This is a genomic window from Flavobacterium plurextorum, assembly GCF_002217395.1.
Classification (GTDB): domain Bacteria; phylum Bacteroidota; class Bacteroidia; order Flavobacteriales; family Flavobacteriaceae; genus Flavobacterium; species Flavobacterium plurextorum.
Genome location: NZ_MUHD01000002.1, coordinates 69500 through 88870, shown reverse-complemented (window position 1 = coordinate 88870; position 19371 = coordinate 69500). Strand labels below are relative to the sequence as shown.

16 protein-coding genes are annotated in these 19371 nt (G+C 32.7%); 7 read left to right on the top strand and 9 right to left on the bottom strand.

Translation table 11 applies throughout. The annotated features are described in order from the left end of the window. The first annotated feature begins 103 nt into the window (after positions 1 to 103). Positions 104 to 2320: a B12-binding domain-containing radical SAM protein gene (locus tag B0A81_RS00770; RefSeq protein ID WP_089056233.1), complete on the top strand. Its 2217-nt coding sequence runs from the start codon at positions 104 to 106 to the stop codon at positions 2318 to 2320. A 1-nt stretch (position 2321) separates the two neighbouring features. On the opposite strand, the gene B0A81_RS00765 is transcribed toward B0A81_RS00770, so the two are convergent. From B0A81_RS00765 to B0A81_RS00755, 3 genes are all read right to left on the bottom strand, one after another. Beyond that, a complete protein-coding gene (locus tag B0A81_RS00765; protein WP_089056232.1) occupies positions 2322 to 3086 on the bottom strand; it encodes an MBL fold metallo-hydrolase in 765 nt (254 codons plus the stop codon). Between the two features lie 109 nt (positions 3087 to 3195). Continuing rightward, positions 3196 to 3882: a response regulator transcription factor gene (locus B0A81_RS00760; RefSeq protein WP_089056231.1), complete on the bottom strand. Its 687-nt coding sequence runs from the start codon at positions 3880 to 3882 to the stop codon at positions 3196 to 3198. After that, complete coding sequence (locus tag B0A81_RS00755; protein WP_089056230.1) at positions 3879 to 5141, bottom strand: sensor histidine kinase; 1263 nt, start codon at positions 5139 to 5141, stop codon at positions 3879 to 3881. Before B0A81_RS00755 ends, B0A81_RS00760 begins: the two co-directional genes overlap by 4 nt. A gap of 165 nt (positions 5142 to 5306) precedes the next feature. Between B0A81_RS00755 and B0A81_RS00750 the strand changes: the two genes are divergently transcribed. Both B0A81_RS00750 and B0A81_RS00745 read left to right on the top strand, forming a co-directional pair. Then, entirely contained in the window at positions 5307 to 5720 is a 414-nt protein-coding gene (locus B0A81_RS00750; RefSeq protein ID WP_089052944.1) for a DUF1573 domain-containing protein, read from the top strand. 186 nt (positions 5721 to 5906) lie between these two features. Continuing rightward, positions 5907 to 7487: a L,D-transpeptidase family protein gene (locus tag B0A81_RS00745; RefSeq protein WP_089056229.1), complete on the top strand. Its 1581-nt coding sequence runs from the start codon at positions 5907 to 5909 to the stop codon at positions 7485 to 7487. Between the two features lie 84 nt (positions 7488 to 7571). Here B0A81_RS00745 and B0A81_RS00740 read toward each other — a convergent pair whose 3' ends face one another. Next, the gene (locus tag B0A81_RS00740) at positions 7572 to 8081 is read right to left on the bottom strand and encodes a C40 family peptidase (RefSeq protein WP_089056228.1); all 510 of its coding nucleotides are present in this window, start codon (positions 8079 to 8081) and stop codon (positions 7572 to 7574) included. A gap of 139 nt (positions 8082 to 8220) precedes the next feature. Here B0A81_RS00740 and B0A81_RS00735 point away from each other — a divergent pair, with 139 nt between their 5' ends. The 4 genes from B0A81_RS00735 (at position 8221) to B0A81_RS00720 (ending at position 13347) form a co-directional block, all read left to right on the top strand. Then, on the top strand, positions 8221 to 9549 hold the full coding sequence (locus B0A81_RS00735) for a sialate O-acetylesterase (protein ID WP_089056227.1): 1329 nt from the start codon (positions 8221 to 8223) through the stop codon (positions 9547 to 9549). A 233-nt stretch (positions 9550 to 9782) separates the two neighbouring features. Then, positions 9783 to 10349, top strand: coding sequence for an HdeD family acid-resistance protein (locus B0A81_RS00730; protein ID WP_089052948.1), 567 nt, complete (start codon positions 9783 to 9785; stop codon positions 10347 to 10349). A 170-nt stretch (positions 10350 to 10519) separates the two neighbouring features. Next, positions 10520 to 11476 (top strand): aldo/keto reductase, encoded by a 957-nt coding sequence (locus B0A81_RS00725; RefSeq protein ID WP_089056226.1) that lies wholly within the window; start codon positions 10520 to 10522, stop codon positions 11474 to 11476. 800 nt (positions 11477 to 12276) lie between these two features. Beyond that, entirely contained in the window at positions 12277 to 13347 is a 1071-nt protein-coding gene (locus B0A81_RS00720) for an outer membrane beta-barrel protein (protein WP_089056225.1), read from the top strand. A 329-nt stretch (positions 13348 to 13676) separates the two neighbouring features. Here the strand turns inward: B0A81_RS00720 and B0A81_RS00715 are convergent, their stop codons facing one another. The 5 genes from B0A81_RS00715 to B0A81_RS00695 form a co-directional block, all read right to left on the bottom strand. Continuing rightward, positions 13677 to 14582, bottom strand: coding sequence for an N-acetylmuramoyl-L-alanine amidase (locus B0A81_RS00715; RefSeq protein WP_089056224.1), 906 nt, complete (start codon positions 14580 to 14582; stop codon positions 13677 to 13679). 33 nt (positions 14583 to 14615) lie between these two features. Next, on the bottom strand, positions 14616 to 15182 hold the full coding sequence (locus tag B0A81_RS00710; RefSeq protein WP_089056223.1) for a hypothetical protein: 567 nt from the start codon (positions 15180 to 15182) through the stop codon (positions 14616 to 14618). Between the two features lie 42 nt (positions 15183 to 15224). Beyond that, a complete protein-coding gene (rimO, locus tag B0A81_RS00705) occupies positions 15225 to 16535 on the bottom strand; it encodes a 30S ribosomal protein S12 methylthiotransferase RimO (protein WP_089056222.1) in 1311 nt (436 codons plus the stop codon). Positions 16536 to 16736: 201 nt separating this feature from the next. Further along, complete coding sequence (locus B0A81_RS00700; protein ID WP_089056221.1) at positions 16737 to 18242, bottom strand: OmpP1/FadL family transporter; 1506 nt, start codon at positions 18240 to 18242, stop codon at positions 16737 to 16739. A gap of 47 nt (positions 18243 to 18289) precedes the next feature. Continuing rightward, positions 18290 to 19294 (bottom strand): hypothetical protein, encoded by a 1005-nt coding sequence (locus B0A81_RS00695; protein WP_089056220.1) that lies wholly within the window; start codon positions 19292 to 19294, stop codon positions 18290 to 18292. Between the last annotated feature and the right edge of the window lie 77 nt (positions 19295 to 19371).

Genomic DNA, 19371 nt, shown 5'->3' with positions numbered 1-19371 from the left:
AATATCTTACAAAACAAAATCAAAAAATTAAAACGTGTGCTTATAAAATCTTTCCCATAAAAGTCACTAAATATCTCGTATTTTTGCAAAAAAATAATTCCCTTTGAAAACGAAACTTTTTGTAATTACGCCGCCTTTTACACAACTGAATACTCCGTATCCGGCAACGGCTTATATAAAAGGTTTTTTGAATACCAAAAATATCGAGTCGGTTCAGGCAGATTTGGGTATTGATGTGATTTTGGAATTGTTTTCGAAGAAAGGATTAAATAATTTGTTTAAAACTTCAAGTTTTAAGTTTGAGACTTCTGGTTTTGAAATCTCAGATAACTCCAAACGTATTTTTGCTTTACAGGATGAATACATCAAAACAATTGATGCTGTCATTCAGTTTTTGCAGGGAAAAAATCCAACTTTGGCTTTGCAGATTTGTCAGGAAGATTTTCTGCCCGAAGCTTCTCGTTTTGCACAGTTGGAAGAACTAGATTGGGCTTTTGGAACAATGGGAACTCAAGATAAAGCCAAACATTTGGCGACTTTATATCTTGAAGATATTTCGGATTTTATTGTAGAATGTGTTGACGAAAATTTTGGCTTCAGCCGATATGCAGAACGTTTAGGTCGAAGCGCCAATTCTTTTGATGAATTGTACAATGCTTTACAACAAGAACCAACTTATATTGATTCTGTTTTAATTTCTATTCTAAAAGAAAAAATTGAAGCTGTAAAGCCTACATTTTTTTTGATTTCTGTTCCTTTTCCAGGAAATTTATACAGCGCATTTAGAAGTGCTCAATGGGTAAAACAAAATCATCCCGAAATTAAGATTTCAATGGGCGGTGGTTTCCCAAATACGGAACTGCGATCCCTTTCAGATAAACGTGTTTTTGAATTTTTCGATTTCATCACTTTAGACGATGGTGAAGTTCCAATAGAAGAACTTATTGAAAATATGTCATCCCGAGCGGAGTCGAGGAACGAGAAGCATTATAAAAGAACATTTTTACTAGAAAACGGAGAAGTAGTTTATAAAAATAACTCTTTAAAACACGATTATAAACAATCACAAGTAGGAACTCCAGATTACTCAGATCTGCCTTTGGATAAATACATTTCTGTAATTGAAATTGTGAATCCAATGCACAGAATGTGGAGCGATGGACGTTGGAATAAACTTACCATGGCACACGGCTGTTACTGGGGAAAATGTACTTTTTGCGATATTTCATTAGACTATATTAAAGTTTACGAACCAGTTGCGGCAAGTTTACTTTGTGATCGAATGGAAGAAATGATTTTGCAGACAGGTCAAAATGGCTTTCATTTTGTCGATGAAGCTGCGCCGCCAGCTTTAATGCGCGCTTTGGCGCTTGAAATAATAAAGCGAAAACTTGCAGTTACATGGTGGACGAATATTAGATTTGAAAAAAGTTTTTCTAAAGATCTTTGTCTTCTTTTAAAAGCCTCTGGCTGTATTGCCGTTTCAGGCGGTTTAGAAGTTGCTTCAGATCGATTATTGAAATTAATAGACAAAGGTGTAACCGTGGAGCAAGTTGCAAAAGTAACCCGCAATTTTACTGAAGCAGGAGTTATGGTTCATGCGTATTTAATGTATGGATATCCAACACAAACGATCCAAGAAACAGTTGATAGTCTTGAAATGGTTCGTCAGTTGTTTGAAGCGGGAGTTTTGCAATCTGGATTTTGGCATCAGTTTGCATTAACGGCTCATAGTCCTGTTGGATTATATCCTGAAAAATTTGGTGTAACTAAGGCTACTGAAGCTATTGGAACTTTTGCTAATAATGATATTGAATACACAGATTCAACAGGAATCAATCACGATAAATTTAGTTTTGGGTTAAAGAAATCACTTTTTAATTTCATGCATGGAATTTGTTTTGATTATGAGCTTCAAGATTGGTTTGATTTCAAAATTCCGAAGACAAAAATTCATCCCGATTTTATATTTAATGCACTTGAAGAGCAAAATGATTTCAGTACGAAGCCAAATGCAAAAGTGGTTTGGCTTGGTGGAAAACCTTCAACGGAGATTTTTACTAAATCTAAAAAAGGCAGAAGCTGGGAAATGATGTCGCTGACTTTTCATGACAAAAAACAAAGTTTTACTATTCAAACCAGTAATGAAGAAGGTAAATGGTTAATCGAAATTTTAACTAAAATTTCAGTTTCAAATTCTAAAAGTTGTACTTTTCAAGAAGTGAAAAATGACTTTGAAACTCATTTAGAAGATTTTGAATTGTTTTGGTATTCAAAACCAATAAACACTTTACGCGAGTTTGGACTATTAGTTTTATAAATCAATATTCGACAAAAGTTCCGTCGCTTGGAATTGCAGTTTTAGAGAGAAGGTTGTTTTCAGCAAGAGCTGTTTTCAGTTCTTCACGAGTTGTTGGACAATGATTTAAAGCTTCAAGATGATTTGCAAAAACATTTCCAGGAGCAAGTGTTGTAAATTTCAAAATATCATTCATTCGCATTAATAAAGGCTGTCCAAAATCTAATCGGGCAGTTCCGCAGGCAACAGTTGCAATATCAGGTTTTAGTTCTATGAGAGCTTTTTGTACATCATTGGTAAAAATGGTGTCAGCGCTTATGTAAACAGATTTCTCATTTTCGAGTTCGATGTAAAATCCCATTACGCTGCGCATTAATTTTGCAACAAAACCATAACCATGAAGCGCCGGAATGCCAATAATCTTTCCATCTAAAAAAGATTGAGGTTCCCAGTAATTTAAAGTTTGAACAATGTTAAGTCCTCTTTTCGTTAACTCTTTTTCATCTTTTGTGCTGCAAATAACAGATATTCCTTTTCGTCTTAAAAAGACTTCACCAGCTTTGTCTATATGATCAGGATGTAAATGAGTAATTAAACAATGAGTTACTCTGCTCAAAATTTCTCGGCTGTTTTTAGGCAGAGAAACTAAGGGATTTCTTTTTGGTTTGTATCGAAAGATTGTAAATGGAGGAATCGTTTTTCTTTTTCCTAACATTGGATCAACCAAAATTACATGCTTCTCTGTTTCAATAACTAAAGTCGCATTTCGCAAATGATGTATTTTCATATCTGGAAAATTAGATATTAAAAATACAAAGATTTTTCAAATTTAATTTATAGATTTCTCTTTGTTTTTAATAAAATTGTTAGCGTTTAAATTCAGAATTTTCGGGAATTTATTCAATAGAAAATCTGAAACCAATTCCGTGAAGATTTTCGATCGAAATACCTTTTTCATTTGATAGAATTTTACGAAGCCGCGAAATAAAAACATCAAGACTGCGTCCCATAAAATAATCATCAGTTCCCCAAAGCGAGGTTAGGATTTGTTCTCTTTTTAATACGGAGTTTTTATTGTCGAGAAAAAGTTTTAATAATTCGGCTTCACGCTGTGTAAGTCCAATTTTTTCACCATCATTAAAGAGAATGAAATTTTTAGTATCGAATTGGTATTTTCCAATTTCGTAGATCGATTTCTCGACCGTGATATTTCGCTGAGAGCGTTTTAGAAAAATTTCAATTTTAAGCATTAATTCTTCAATACTAAAAGGCTTTACCAAATAATCATCAGCTCCTAAACGAAGTCCTTTTATACGATCTTCTTTTAAAGTTTTTGCCGATAAAAAAATAATAGGCACATCTAAATCTATTTTTCTTATTTCTGAAGCCAGTTCAAAACCATCCATTTTTGGCATCATAATATCAAAAATACAAATGTCAAAACTCTCTTTCTTAAAAGTTTCCAAGCCAGACTTGCCATCAATACAATGAACAACCTCGTAATTGTTTTGTTCGAGATTATCCTTGGTCAAAAAGGCTAATGTTTCATCATCTTCGGTATAAAGTATTTTATAATGTTTCATTTTTTATAAGGAATAGATAAAGTTATAGTAACTCCGTTTGTTGTATTGTTTTCGGCTTTTATTTTCCAGTTTTGCAATCCGCAAATTTCTTTTACATAATATAAACCAAGTCCAAAACCATTAACCTCATTGCTTTTTTCATTTTGAACCCGATAAAACTTATCAAATATAAAGGATATTTTTTTAGAAGAAATTCCAATTCCGTTGTCAATCACTTCAATTCGTAAAATTGATTTTTCGTCTGATATTCTAACTGTGATTTCTGGTTTTTTATTGCAGTATTTTACCGCGTTATCTAAAAGATTATAGATGATATTAGAAAAATGAAAAACATCTGTTTCTAATAAGTATTCCTTTGAAAGCGTTTCGATTTTGATGACCGCTTCAGGATATTTCAGCTGAATGTTTTCAATTGCTTCTTCAATAATCGGAACAATCAGGACAGTTTCCTTTTTTAATTCTAAAGGTCTGTAATCAGATTTAGCAATATTTAAAATCTTTTCGATATGGTGATTCAACTTATTGCTTTGGTTGATAATGATCTCCGTATAAGTATGAAGTTTTTTATTTTCCTTAATCGGATTTTGATCGCTCAGATATTTTGAGGCAATTAAAATGGAAGATAAAGGCGTTTTAAACTCATGAGTCATATTATTAATGAAATCCCGCTGGAGCTCAGAATATTTTTTTTGCTGTAAGAGTGTAAAAATAGAATAAACGTAAATTAGTAAAACCAAAATTAAGGCAATCGAAAGAACGAACCAAAATCGCATTGAGCTAAATAAATAGCTGGTTTCATTGGGAAAACGAACAGCAAAATAGTAAACTAAATTTTTGTGTTTAGGAAAATGAACCGTTTTTTTCTCTTTACCTTTTTGTGATAGTGAAATATAATTTCCATAAACCATTTCGTCGCTTTGACAATTGTACATCGCGTATTCAAAATCAGTCGTAATATTCATTTTTTTGAATTCAGATTTTAGGTAGAATTCTAAAATATCAGGTTCAAAATCATTCTCAACATTTACGATATAATAATCATTTGCAATTTTTTGAACCGAGATCTGGGTTGGCATTTCATGATTTGTGCCTTCGTATAGTTTTTTTGCCACTTCCAGCAAGGCAATATGTGCTTTTTGGTTGAGTTTCTTTTGTTCAATAGTAAAAGCTTCTTTCGTCCAAAGCAATTGCGCGACCAAAATGCTGATTATGGCAACCAATCCTAATATTATAATGCTATTTAGTTTGTTTATTTTCAAGAAAAGAGACTTTAAAAAAGTGTAATATTAATCAAAATTACAGTTAAAAACAGCTATTAACAAGTCGTTAACAAAGATTTGAAACTGGTTAACAGCGATTTGTTTTTGTCTGGATTACTTTTGAAATATAAAATTAGAACTATAAACCATTTAAAATATTTGACTATGAGAATCATTAAAATTTCTATGCTTGCTTTGGCTTTAGGCTTAATGTCTTTTTCAGCTATTGCACCAGTACAATCATTAGTTTCTGAAACAACAGTAATTGAAGCAGCTTCAACAATTGTTTGGAAAGCAGAAACAATAGATGTTGGACAGATACCTCAAGGTACTCCAAAAGCGATTGTTTACGAATTTAAAAATACAGGAAAAACAGCTGTAGTAATCACAGATGTAAAAGGTTCATGCGGTTGTACTGCAACAGATTATACAAAAGAGCCAATTTTACCTGGTAAATCTGCAAAAGTTACTGCAACTTACAATGCTGCAAACAAAGGAGGATTTACAAAAACAGTTACAGTAACAACAAGTGCTGAAACAGCTCCAAAAGTGCTTACATTAAAAGGAACTGTTATTTAAATAAGTTTATTTTTAGAGGTTAGTTATATAAAGTGGATACTCCAAATACATTAAGTATTTGGAGTTTTTTTTTGTTTTCAATTCTGTTACTTTTTTTATAAAAGCAGCATTAAAAAGAATGAAATTTATTTTTTTGCAATTGGTTTGTTTTCAGTAAAACTTTTCTATTTTTATACAAAAAATAGTATGAAAATTTGGTATTCTTTTATTGCAGTTATGCTTCTTGCAGTTGTTGTTTCTTGTAATTCTAAAGCGGATAAAAAAGAAGAAAATCAAACAAAAACAGCAAAGGTGGTTGTTCCTGAACTTAAACTTACTATCGACAGCACTGCAATTGCTGATTTTTACGAAACCTATCCGAAATTAAAGAATTTTCAAGAAGAAGTTCTTTCTTTATATAAAAATAAGGAATCGAGACAATTATGGCTTGATAATAAAGGTGTGGTAGAGTTTGGAAACACGTTGTATAACAAATACAAAGGATTAGATAATGAAGGTTTAAAAGCTAATTTTCCATACAAAGAACTCAATTTTATTTTTGAAGGCAATGCCGATAACAAGTTGTCGCAGGTGAATACTGACTTGATGATAACCAATTTGTATTTTTATTACGGAGAAAAAGTATATCGTGGTTTTGATGAAAAAACAACTAGATCTTTAGAGTGGCTTCTTCCTCGAAAAAAAATGAATTATCAGGTTTTCTCGGATTCTATTTTTCAAAAATCTGCCATAAACGACGATCGAAAAAGTAAAATGTTCAGTCAGTATTATAAACTGCGTGATGTTCTTCGTGAATATAGAGAAATTGAAAAAAAAGGAGGCTGGAAAACTATTGAAATAGATGAAAATTATAAAAATCTTAAATTAGGAGATTCGTCTGAAGTAATAGCTCAAATTAGAGAAAGACTTTATATTACAAAAGATCTTAAAGAGGATACGAAAAGTGCAATATGCGATTCTGTTTTAATAAAATCGATTAAAAATTACGAATTGCATCATGGCTTATCTCCCAAAAATATAATCTTACGAGAACATATTGATGAAATGAATGTTCCTGTATCAGATAGAATTAAAACGATAATTGCCAACATGGAACGCTGCCGCTGGATTGATCCAGAATTAGAAAAAGGCAAAGAATATCTAGAGGTGAACATTCCAGAGTTTAAATTGTATTTAATTCGGGATGGTAAAATTGCTTTTACATCGGCTGTTGTAGTAGGAAAAGCAATGACAAAAACGGTTATTTTTAGCGGAATGATGAACAATATTGTTTTTAGTCCTTATTGGAACGTTCCAACAAGTATTATCAATAAAGAGATAAAACCGGGAATGGCCAAAAATAAAAATTATTTAAAAGAGAAAAATTTAGAATGGAATAATGGTGCTGTTCGTCAGCTTCCTGGGAAAAACAATTCATTAGGTTTAGTGAAGTTTTTATTTCCGAATTCCAGTAATATTTATCTGCATGATACACCTTCAAAAAGTTTATTTGAAAGAGAAAGCAGAGCGTTCAGCCATGGATGCGTGCGTGTTGCAAAACCTCGTGAACTGGCAATTGAATTATTAAAGCAAGATCCTTCATGGACTCCTGCAAGAATAGACAAAGCCATGCACGCTGGCAAAGAAAGCTGGTACACACTAAAAAATAAAATACCTGTTTACATCGGATATTTTACAGCTTGGGTTGATCGTGATGGTAATATGAATTTTTATAAAGATATTTATCAAAGAGATGAAAGTTTGATAAAACTATTGACCGAAGAATAAGAATAAATATAAAAGTTCAAGCTGCGAATCAGATGATTTAAAACTAAATTGTGGCCTGTAAATCAGCGCAATTCGCAGTAAAAATTATTTACTCAAGATATCAATACACTTATAAAAGCGTTTTGTATAATGTTCTGTATCCAAAGCTGTAATGGTAACTTTTTGCGCTTTTCCAGATGAAGCGTGAATAAATTTAGACTGCATTCCGTTTGCTTCACATATTATTCCAACGTGGCCAACTATATTTTTGTTCTTGTATCCATAAAAAACTAAAACATCACCAACTTTAAATTCTTCAGGTTTTAAAGAAGTTCCTAAATTTTTGTAACCGCTGGAGCTTCTTGGTAAAGTCATACCGAAATTTTTAAAAATATAACCGACAAAACCAGAACAGTCAAATCCTTTTTTAGGATCATTGCTGGCATATTTGTATGGTATGCCTAAGTTTTTCTTAGCGTATTCAATGATTGAATCTCGGTTAATTTCTGTTTGTATTTTTGGATTAGAAACAACACTTTTGGGCTCGTTTTTTTTAAAAGTAAAAGAAGAAAATAAAAGAATAGATAATAAAGCTGTAAAAAGGTGCGATTTCATTTTTTGTGACTAAGAAAAAGTTAATCGATAAAGATAACCTCTAAATTTTGTAAATCAAAAGAATACTTTTAAGAATGATAAAATATGTAAATCAATTTAGTTTTATAAGTTTGTTTCATTTTAGTTGATTCCCAATATTATGATGGCAAACGTTACACTACCAAATATTTTTGGTGATAATATGGTTTTACAGCGCAGTTCAGAAATAAAAATTTGGGGCTGGGCAAATCCGAAAGAAGAAATCAAATTGGTTTCGAGTTGGAATAATCAAGAGTATAAAACTGTTGCTGATAATCAGGCTAAATGGGAACTTTATATTAAAACACCCGAAGCTGGCGGACCTTTTACAATTTCAATAAAAGGTTATAGTGAAGTTGTTTTAAAAAATATTTTGATTGGTGAAGTCTGGCTTTGTTCAGGACAATCAAATATGGAAATGTCTGTAAATTGGGGAATCGATGACGGCGAGGAAGAAGCACAGAATGCCGCAAATAAAAATATCCGTTTTTATACTGTTCCAAAATCAACAGCCGCAACTCCGCAGCATAATTTATCTGGAAATTGGGTTGAATCGACTCCAGAAACCATGAGAAATTTTAGTGCTATCGGTTATTTCTTTGCCAAACGCTTGCAGGAAGATTTAAAAAATATTCCAATCGGATTGATTTCTTCAAATTGGGGAGGAACTCCTGCCGAGATCTGGATGCCGGAAGAAGTCGTGCAGAATGATCCAATTTTATTGGAAAACGCTAAGAAATTAAATCAGCAAGAATACGATCCACATTTGCCTGGACGCGCTTACAATGCAATGATTCATCCTTTTACAGGATTTAAAATTGCGGGAACACTTTGGTATCAAGGAGAATCAAATGTTGGTTCTTTGGTTTATGATAAGACATTATCAGCTTTGATCGATTCTTGGAGAAAGAAATGGAATAACGAATTTCTTTTTTACTTTGTACAAATCGCTCCTTTTAAATCAGGAGCAAATAACTTTTCTAATGTTATAATTAGAAATTCTCAAAGAAAAATTCTAAAAGAAGTTTCGAAAACGGGAATGGTTCTGACTTCTGACATTTCAGATGTAATTGATATTCATCCAAAAAATAAAAAGGAAGTTGGAATCCGTTTAGCAAATTTAGCCTTGGCTGAAACGTATAAAATCAATTCGGATTTAGTTAACGGGCCGCTTTTTAAAGAAATTAAAATGGAGAAAAATACAATAGAAGTTTTTTTTGACTATGCTGAAGGGTTGTATTTCAAGAATGAAAATTCGAAACAATTTGAAGTCGCTGGTGCTGATGGAGTTTTCTATTTTGCCAAAGCATCAATTAAAAACAATCAAGTTATTTTGGTATGCAAAAAAGTGAAGAGTCCTGTGAAAGTGAGATTTGCTTGGGGAAATACAATACAATCTGACCTGTTTAATGCAGCAAATCTGCCAGCTTCTTGTTTTATTACAGAGTAGAAGAAATTTAAAGGTTTTTTGCAGATTTAAGGAATTAGAATGAATTCGTTGTTTGTTTTTTGAAAGCTAAGATGAAGTTGAAACTGGCAGTGAATAATACTTATTTGTCAGTTTTTTATTTATATCTTTGAGAAACAACGATGTAAGAAAGTCTGAAAAGCAGTTTTATAGCGTTGATTTTTAAAGGTAAGCTGAAAACTTTATAGAGTAGGCACGATTTTAAAAGTATACTTATGGAAAATTCTTTATTTAAAAAAGTAAAAAAAGCTATTGATTACTGGTATATTCCTTTATTGGTAGGATTACTGTTTGTTGGAATCGGAATTTGGTCATTTATGACACCGTTGGCAGCTTATTTAACTCTTGCATTTCTTTTTAGTGTTTCGTTTTTGGGAAGCGGAATTTTTGAAATCATTTTTGCTCTTTCAAACAGAAAGAAAATCGATAATTGGGGATGGACATTAGCATCAGGGATTATAGGTTTAGTAGTGGGAATATTGTTGGTTATTAATCCGCTGATCTCAATTACTTTGCTGCCGCTTTATGTGGGTTTTGTAATTTTATTTCGTTCTATAATGGCTATAGTTATTGCTTTTAATTTAAAGAGTTATGCCGTTTCTGATTGGGGAAATCTTTTGATTCTAGGAATACTCGGAACTATATTTTCGTTTGTATTATTATGGAATCCTGTTTTTGCCGGGCTTTCTTTAGTGTATTGGACAGCTTTTGCTTTTATTGCTCTTGGAATTTTTTATATTTATTTTTCTTTCAAATTAAAGAGAATACACGATATGCATTAAGAAAATCTTAATTCTTAAGGATAAAACAAACGCGACAGATTTTTGTAAATCTGTCGCGTTTGTTTTTTGAGTCGAAATAAAAAAATAAGTATCTTTCGATGGTTAAACTTAAAAGGGTTTAAAAGTTTTTTAAGTTTATTTGATAGAATTTTTAATTTCAATTTTGAATAATGAAATACAACAGATGTGGAAAAAGCGGTTTATTGCTGCCTGAAATTTCCTTAGGATTATGGCATAACTTTGGGTCGGTAGATAATTTTGAAAATGCTGAAAGCATCGCCGTAGAAGCTTTCGATAAAGGAATTACACACTATGATTTGGCTAATAATTACGGACCAGTTCCGGGTTCTGCTGAAACAAATTTTGGTAAAATTTTGTGGCATAACTTTCAAGGGAATTTGCGTGATGAGATTATCATTTCGACAAAAGCAGGTTATACAATGTGGGATGGTCCTTATGGTGATTGGGGATCTAGAAAATATTTGTTGTCAAGTTTAGATCAAAGTTTGAAAAGGATGAAAGTTGATTATGTAGATATTTTTTATTCTCATCGTCCAGATCCTGAAACACCAATTGAAGAAACAATGATGGCGCTTGATTATGCTGTAAGAAGCGGGAAAGCACTTTATGTTGGAATTAGTAATTATTCGGCAGAGCAAACTCGTGCAGCGGTCGATGTTTTAAAGCAATTAGGCACACCATGTTTAATTCATCAAGCAAAATACTCCATGTTAGAACGCTGGGTTGAAAATGGATTGTTGGATGTTTTAGAAGAGAAAGGAGTAGGCTGTATTGCATTTTCGCCTTTGGCACAAGGACTTTTAACGGACAAATATTTAAACGGAATCCCTGAAAATTCTAGAGCCCACAATCCAAACGGACATTTGAAGGAAGATGAGGTTACACAGGAACGTATTCAAAAACTGATTCAATTAAATGAAATTGCTAAAAATAGAAATCAATCTTTGGCACAGATGGCATTGGCTTGGCTGCAAAAAGACAAACGAATTACGTCTGTTTTGATTGGTGCGAGTTCAGTAAAACAATTAAATAATAATATAGATTGTTTGCAAAAATTAGAATTTACATCTGATGAATTGAATGCCATTGAAAAAATACTAGCATAGAAAAATATTTAATTTAGATAAAAGTAAAACGCACTGCAATAGCAGTGCGTTTTTGGTTATTGGTATAATATGATCTACTTTATTTAATTGCATTTCCGTTGTTGCTGTTTAAGTTTTGAAGACTTTTCGTTTTAATACTGTTTCTGTTTTTTGCAGAGACAAAGAGTATAGAATAAAATGGAGTGAAATTTAAATAAGTATAATAGCTAAGAATAAAGTTGTTTTTTGCGATGTGAAAACCTGTTCAAATCTTGGACAGGTTTTTTGTTTTCAAAGGAGATTTGGTCTTTTAAAAAGTGTTTTTTTAAGTATTAAAGTCTTTTGATTTTGTAGGAATTTTTACGATTTGTTTTTTACCTATTGTGTTGTTTTATAAAAATGACTTTTTATTCTTGTTTTTAGTTATTTTTTTAGTACCCCTATTTTTTAATGGGTATAATTGCTTTTTGATGTTTAAAATTGTTGTTTTTGGTGTTTAATTTTTGATGTTTTTGGTTTTTACTATTGTTTTTACGTTATAATTTGTGAAATGTGGTTATTGAATTTTTAAAAACGAAACCTTATAAATGTCAAATAATGATTATTGATGTTTTAATTTTTGTAATCCGTAATTCTTCGTTTAAAAAGCCAAAAAAGTAGTTTTCAATTATTCTACTCATACAAAAGTTAATAAATTCGCTAATGAAAATGAGGAGGTTTTAGAGGCAGATTCAGGGTTTTAAAAATGACTTATACTATTAAATAGATATATAAAAGATTAACTAACCAAAATCAATTAATAACTAAAAACCAATTAACACATGAAAAAAGTATTTTACATTTTAGCCGCGACGTTAACGAGTTCTTTTGCTTTTGCCCAAGATGATGAAACGAAAACTTCACCGGCAACAACTTGGGGAGGGTCTGCAGATGCTTACTATAAATATGATTTTTCGAAACAAATGAACGGATTAACGAGCTTTACCAACTCACAGGATTCGTTTGAATTAGGAATGGCGTCGATAGAGGCGGGGCATACATTTGGAAAAGCTTCTGTTTTTGTAGACTTAGGATTTGGAAAAAGAGCAGGAGAGTTCTCCTATAATGAAACAACTGATAAAGATATAACAGCAAAATTTTTGATAAAACAATTGTTTTTTACTTACCAAATCACAGATAAATTTAAAGTGGTAGCAGGTAGTTTTGGAACTCATATTGGATACGAAGTTTTAGATGCTGTCGATAATAAAAACTACAGTATGTCTTATGCTTTTTCTTATGGTCCATTTTTTAATACTGGTGTAAAAGCACAATATACTTCAGGAAAGTTTACAGCGATGTTTGGTATAACAAATCCTACTGATTTTAAATCGGCAATGGATGCAGGTTCTACTCAAAAAACTTATATAGGCCAATTGGGTTATATTGGTGAAACTGGAAGTGCTTATTTGAATTTTACTTCAGGAAGCAGTAATCCATCTTCTTTAGAGAATAAAACACAATTTGATTTTGTTGCGTCAAAAACAATAAGTGACAGCTTTGGACTTGGGTTTAATGCAACTTACGCTAAAACTACAAATGATATTTCAAGTGTAGATGATGGTGAGTGGTTTTCTTTAGTAGGTTATGCAAACTATGCATTTTCTCCATCATTACTTTTAGCTTATAGAATGGAATATTTTGATGCGAAAAGTGCTGCTCCAAGTTTGGGAACTCTTACAGGATCAAATGTTTTTGCTAATACAGCTTCTTTAAATTATAAAGTTGGAAAACTAACTATTATTCCAGAGATAAGATACGATGCTGCGTCAGAGGATATCTTTTTAGATAAAGATGCTGCTCCAACTGGCGGATCATTCTACGCTCTCCTTGCAACAACATACTCTTTCTAGAGATAAAGATTGATATTTTTTTTTTTTTTTTGGAGCTGTCGAAACATATTAATGTTTTGGCAGCTTTTTTATTTGGATGTCTTTCCCTTTTACTGCAGATCAAAGAATTGAAAAAGTTGTACATGCTTTATTTGATGTTTTATCGTAGTACGTTAATTATAGGTAATCAAGAAAGTACATAGTATGAGGACTTCTAATCTGTACTTAAACTCATTTTTTAGGTTTTGCTAATTGTTTTTAATGCTGGCGAATAATGACGAATAAAAGAAATAAAAAAAAGCGCATTTCTAAAATTGTAGAAATGCGCTTTTGTATTTTGTGAATACTATTTATTGAACTTGTTTTTTATAAATCGAATAAATAGTGTCTATTGTTTTTCGGTCTAAAGTGGCAGTCACATCAGTTTGGATGTAATGCAGTTTAAATGCCATAATAGCCGCCGAAAGATTTTTAGTGTTATATCCTATTATTCTTAGTGCAGGCTCTATTTTAAAGTCAAAAGGGGCTTCTTCTAATACAGCATCCGGCCAAATTCCAAAACCTTTTTCAGCTAAAGTTTTCCAAGGAAACAATGCACTTGGGTCTTGTTTTCTGCCAGGAGCAATATCTGCATGTCCTAATATGTTTTGAGTTGGAATATTGTAATCTTTTTTAAGCTTTGTTAAAAGAGCAACTAAACTGCTAATTTGAGCTTCCGTAAACGGTTTGAATCCATTGTTGTCAAGTTCGATCCCAATTGAAGTCGAATTCAAATCAGTATTTTTCCCCCAAGTAGCATTTCCTGCGTGCCAAGCTCTTAAATAATCGTTTAGCATTTGAACTACTTTTCCGTTTTCAGAAATAATATAGTGTGCGCTTACTTGTGTTTTAACTTTTGTAAACGTATTTATCGTTTGCTGAAGTGAATCTTGAGCAGTGTGATGAATAATAATAAAGCTGGGTTTTCTTAAATTGAAGTTTACCGTACCAACCCATTCTGTATTTATTCCATTTTGTAAAGCAGTAGATCCGGTTTTTGATAAAGTATCTTTAATGATGCCTAGTTGAGCAGCATACGAAGTATCAATGATTACGGGTGTTATTGGCGGAATAGATTGTGGTTCCTTGCTTGTAATTTGATTCTCCAGTGTTTTAAGCTGTTGATCATAAACTTTTTCGGTATTCTTGTATGGGTTTGTTGAGCAAGAAGTAATTATAATTGCTAAAAATAGATAACAAAAATGTTTTTTTGCCATGGTTAGTTGCATTTTATGATGAAGGATGAGCAATTATTCTTGCGCTTTTTCTACAGGTTTATCTTCTTCTTTTTCTTTGTTATCTTTTGAATCTTTTTTCTTTTTTGATTTAGAAGGTTTTTTGATCTCTTTAAAGTTTTCCATGAAAGTAGTGTACTTTGTAACTTGATCAGGATTTAAAAAAGCAGCTATTTTTTTATTTGTACTGTCTCTTAAAGCTTTTATTTGTTCAATCTTTACATCTTGACTGCTGCTTTCATTTTTTAAAAGAATACCTTGCTCTCTCATACTGTCTGCTAAAACATTTGTTATTGCAATTACTTGCAATTCATCTAAGTTAACAGCTGGTTTCATTTGCTCAACAATTAGTGAAGCAGTTTCTTCTACAGGAACTTCTTTAGGTTTGCTTGGGGTGCTTTGTGGTCCTTGCATCATACTTCTGTCCATTCCCATTCCGCCGCCTCGTCCGTAGCCATTTCCATAACCGTTTCCGTAACCATTTCCATAGCCATTATTATATCCGTTTCCGTATTGAGCTGAAACAGAATTGAAACAGAATATGGTGAAAACCAAAAGAAATAAAGATTGTGTAGGTTTCATATAAAAAGGTTTTATCTAAAATTGATAATTATTTAGGTAAATTTAAGCAGGTTCTCCGTATAAATCAAATTCTGTAGCTTCAATTATGCGTATATTAACAAATTCTCCTGTTTTTACATAATGTTTAGATGCATCTATTAAAACTTCATTGTCAACATCAGGGCTGTCAAATTCCGTTCTTCCTACAAAATGTGCACCTTCTTTTCTGTCGATAATACATTTATAAACTTGTCCTACTTTTTCTTGATTTAAATCCCATGAAATTTGAGACTGTAATTCCATAATTTCATTAGCTCTTGCTTGTTTCACGTCGTCTGGAACATCATCTTCTAATAAATATGCATGCGTGTTTTCTTCATGAGAATAAGCAAAACATCCCATTCTGTCAAATTTCATTTCCTGAACAAAATCTTTCAAAATTTCAAAATCTTCCTGAGTTTCACCTGGATATCCAACGATTAAAGTTGTTCTAATTGCCATTCCTGGAACAGCAGCTCTGAAATCTTTTAATAATTGAGTTGTTTTAGCTTGTGTTGTACCACGACGCATTGATTTTAAAATAGAATCTGAAATATGCTGTAATGGAATATCAATATAATTACAAATTTTAGGTTCGCGTTTCATTAATTCCAAAACATCCATCGGGAAACCAGTAGGATAAGCATAATGCAAACGAATCCATTCAATGCCTTCAACTTTAGCCAATTCTTCTAATAATTCGGCAAGATTTCTCTTTTTATAAAGGTCTAAGCCGTAATATGTTAAGTCTTGAGCGATTAGTATTAATTCTTTAACGCCATTTTTTGCTAAACCTTGTGCTTCTTTAACTAATTTTTCAATTGGTTGTGAAATATGTGATCCACGCATCAACGGAATAGCACAAAAACTGCAAGGTCTGTCGCAGCCTTCGGCAATTTTTAAATATGCATAATTTTTAGGAGTTGTTGTTAATCTTTCGCCTAATAATTCATGTTTATAATCGGCTCCTAAAGCTTTTAACAGCTGAGGTAATTCAGTTGTGCCAAAATATTGATCTACATTCGGGATTTCTTTTTCTAAATCTGGTCTGTAACGTTCCGATAAACATCCAGTTACAAAAACTTTATCAACTAACCCTTTGTCTTTTTTGTCAGCATATTCCAAAATCATATTAACTGATTCTGCTTTTGCATTATCAATAAACCCGCAAGTGTTAATTACAATAATGTTTCCTTCATCCTTAGTGGCTTCATGAGTAACTTCTTTACCGTTTGCACGAAGTTGTCCCATAAGCACTTCACTATCATATACATTTTTTGAACACCCAAGAGTGATTACGTTAATTTTGTTCTTTTTTAAAGACTTGGTTCTCATACTTTTATAAATTGGAGTGCAAAATTACACTTTTTTATTCAAACAGCGCTTGTTTCGGTTCTATTTAGGTGTTTTTTGTGAAGCAAATTGCGCTTTATACTGTGTTTTTTCCTGTTGAAATAGGCTTCTTTTGTCAGGAGTAAAAAAAAATCCGTCAAGCAATAACCTGACGGAAGTTTTATTATTCGGTTTATTTTTAAATTACAATTCAAATAATAAAGTCAATGTGACATTGTTAAGTTTTGATGTGATGTTGGCGCCATCTGTAAAACCTTTCGAAAAGAAACCTTGGTTTGATTTTCTTTCAGCATAAGAATAAGCTAAGTCTAGTTTTGTACCTCCAAAATTATAACCTAATCCACCAGAATAACTGTTTAAATCTCCAATAGTAGTTTTGTTTTTATACGGGCTTCCTTCATATCTGTATCCGCCTCTTAAGCTCAATTGATTTATTTTGTATTCAGCTCCAACTCTTAATTCTCCATTATTAGTCAGCTGATTACTGATTTCATTATTTACACCTCTAAAGCCTGGATCGTTAGTAGGTTTGTATTTTGTGTTTCCATAATCTTTAATAGCATAATCAACACTGATTAAACCTGATTTTCCGAATATATACGCTGCACTAAAAGTTGTTTTTCCAGGAGTTTGTAAAGTGTATGATTCGTAAACATTGATGATTTTAGGATTTATATCTGCGTACTTCTCAGGTCCATTTGCGGCTTGTGTGGTAGTGTGAAGGCTTTGTGAAACTTCATCATAAAGTTCGTACCAAGTATTTGATTCGTAGGCTAATCCAAGTCTGAAAGAATCAGTTACTTTAGCAATTGCACCAAGTTGAAAAGAGAATCCGTTTCCGTATGTGTAAAGTTCGTTGTTGAAACGTAGATTAGAAATGGTTTCAGTCGGTTCTAATGGGTTTGAATTGTCTTCATAAAAGCTGCTCGATCTTCTATAATCAGTAATATGTGCGTTTAAATTTGCTCCAAAATAAATACGATCCTTGTAAGAAGTTGAAATGTTGAAACTTAATTTACTGTTGTATCCTCTAGCGTAAATTTCGTTTTCGTGATAGTAGTTTCCGCCTGCAGGAACATTAGAAGTGTATTGAGTATTGTTTTTGTCTAATGGATTTACAGGGTTTATGACAAAACCATAATACCCAAAATAGGCTTGCTGCTCATCGTAAAACTGATTTTTATAAGGTATTCCAGTGATGTCTCCTAATGGAATTCCGTTTGCATAAGTTAGAAAATAGTTGTCTATTGAATTAGTTGGATTTGTTCCAGCTGAGAAAACATTGTTGTTGAAATTGTTGGTGTTTTCATAGGTTGCTCCAATGGCAATTTTTTTCCAATTGTTGTTTGGATTTCTGTCATTAAAAACAAAAATCGCGCCCACTTGATTTAGGATAAATGAATTGTCTTTGTCTGAAGTTTGAGTTCCAAAGTAATTAGAGTTGTTTTTAATATTTTGATTACTAAAAGTTACTCCCATCTGGTTGTTTATGAAAATAGCAGATCCCGCAGGGTTAACGCTAATAGAAGATAGGTCGCCTCCTAAAGCTCCAAATGCTCCGCTCATTGCTCTAAATCGCGCTGTTCCAGTTAAGTTGTCTTGTGAAAAGCGTAAAGCGTCAGAAACTTCCTGAGAATGTAAGATACTGACAGTTAGTCCTGTAATTAATAGGAAAAATATTTTTTTCATTTTGGTACGTTTTTGTGTGATTTTAGATTGGTAAAGGGAGAAGGAGGTTATCTTCTTCCTCCTCCGCCTCCGCCATAAGATCTTCCGCCACCGCCTCCGCCGCCAGATGATCTCATGCTTCCGCCGCTGCTGTTCATTGAGCGCGATGGGCTAGGAGAGTAGGTTCTAGATGGGCTGCTATTGGTGTTGTTGTAGCTTCTATTAGTTGTAGAGCTTGATCTTCTGTTTGAATAATCATAGCTGTTACTTTGTCCTTGTGTTGTACTTCTTCTGTTTGTAAACGTTGGGCTTGTAGTGTAGTTTCTGCCGTTTGTACTAGAGCTTCTTCTGTAGTCAGAATAGCTGTTTGTTCTGTTCGTGTAGTTTCTATCTGTTGTATAGCTTCTGTTGTTATAACTTCGGTTGTTGAAACTTCTGTCAGTATAATTTCTGTTTGAAGAATAGTTTCTTCCGGATGAAAAATCTCTGTTTGAGCTATAGTTTCTGCCGCTTCCGTAGTATGCTGCAGAACCTCTTCTTCCGTAATTGTAAGAATAGTTTCCGTAATAACGTGGTCCCCAATATCCAGGGTAACCCCATCCAGGATAGCCCCATCCAGGTCCCCAGTATCCTGGGTAGCCCCAAGCGTAACCTGGGTATCCCCAGTATCCGCCATAGTATGGGTATCCAAAACCAAAACCAAATCCAAGTGACCATGTTGGGTCAGAATATACATTTACAGAAACTTCAGATGGACTGCTTCCCCATGCTGGATAAACATTTGCGGCAACTTGTGTACTGTCGTTTTGAGAGTAGTTTCCGTAGCTGTCTACATCTGTAAAAATTTCCGTAGGCTGGTTGTCGTCTTGAAGAGATCTGAAATAATCTTTGTATTGGTTGTTTGCGTTAGATGTGTTTGTTTGAACGTATCTAGTACTGGAATTACCATAGACTCCGTCATTATCATTATAAGATGTGTTTTGGTAAGAACCACATGACGCAAGCAGAAAACTCAATAGTCCAATTAAGTAAAAATGACTTGAGTTTTGACGTAGAGTAATATAAGTTTTCATATCTGTGGTGTTTTTTATTGTTGCACATTACAAAAATAGTTAGTTTTGTCAAACTATTTAGTTAAAATAATTAAAAC

Coding starts and splice junctions, on each gene's coding strand:
- B0A81_RS00715 (WP_089056224.1), bottom strand. CDS start 14,582: ATGGCAAAAAAACATTTTTGTTATCTATTTTTAGCAATTATAATTACT.
- rimO (WP_089056222.1), bottom strand. CDS start 16,535: ATGAGAACCAAGTCTTTAAAAAAGAACAAAATTAACGTAATCACTCTT.
- B0A81_RS00700 (WP_089056221.1), bottom strand. CDS start 18,242: ATGAAAAAAATATTTTTCCTATTAATTACAGGACTAACTGTCAGTATC.
- B0A81_RS00765 (WP_089056232.1), bottom strand. CDS start 3,086: ATGAAAATACATCATTTGCGAAATGCGACTTTAGTTATTGAAACAGAG.
- B0A81_RS00745 (WP_089056229.1), top strand. CDS start 5,907: ATGAAAATTTGGTATTCTTTTATTGCAGTTATGCTTCTTGCAGTTGTT.
- B0A81_RS00725 (WP_089056226.1), top strand. CDS start 10,520: ATGAAATACAACAGATGTGGAAAAAGCGGTTTATTGCTGCCTGAAATT.
- B0A81_RS00735 (WP_089056227.1), top strand. CDS start 8,221: ATGATGGCAAACGTTACACTACCAAATATTTTTGGTGATAATATGGTT.
- B0A81_RS00730 (WP_089052948.1), top strand. CDS start 9,783: ATGGAAAATTCTTTATTTAAAAAAGTAAAAAAAGCTATTGATTACTGG.
- B0A81_RS00720 (WP_089056225.1), top strand. CDS start 12,277: ATGAAAAAAGTATTTTACATTTTAGCCGCGACGTTAACGAGTTCTTTT.
- B0A81_RS00710 (WP_089056223.1), bottom strand. CDS start 15,182: ATGAAACCTACACAATCTTTATTTCTTTTGGTTTTCACCATATTCTGT.
- B0A81_RS00760 (WP_089056231.1), bottom strand. CDS start 3,882: ATGAAACATTATAAAATACTTTATACCGAAGATGATGAAACATTAGCC.
- B0A81_RS00740 (WP_089056228.1), bottom strand. CDS start 8,081: ATGAAATCGCACCTTTTTACAGCTTTATTATCTATTCTTTTATTTTCT.
- B0A81_RS00695 (WP_089056220.1), bottom strand. CDS start 19,294: ATGAAAACTTATATTACTCTACGTCAAAACTCAAGTCATTTTTACTTA.
- B0A81_RS00750 (WP_089052944.1), top strand. CDS start 5,307: ATGAGAATCATTAAAATTTCTATGCTTGCTTTGGCTTTAGGCTTAATG.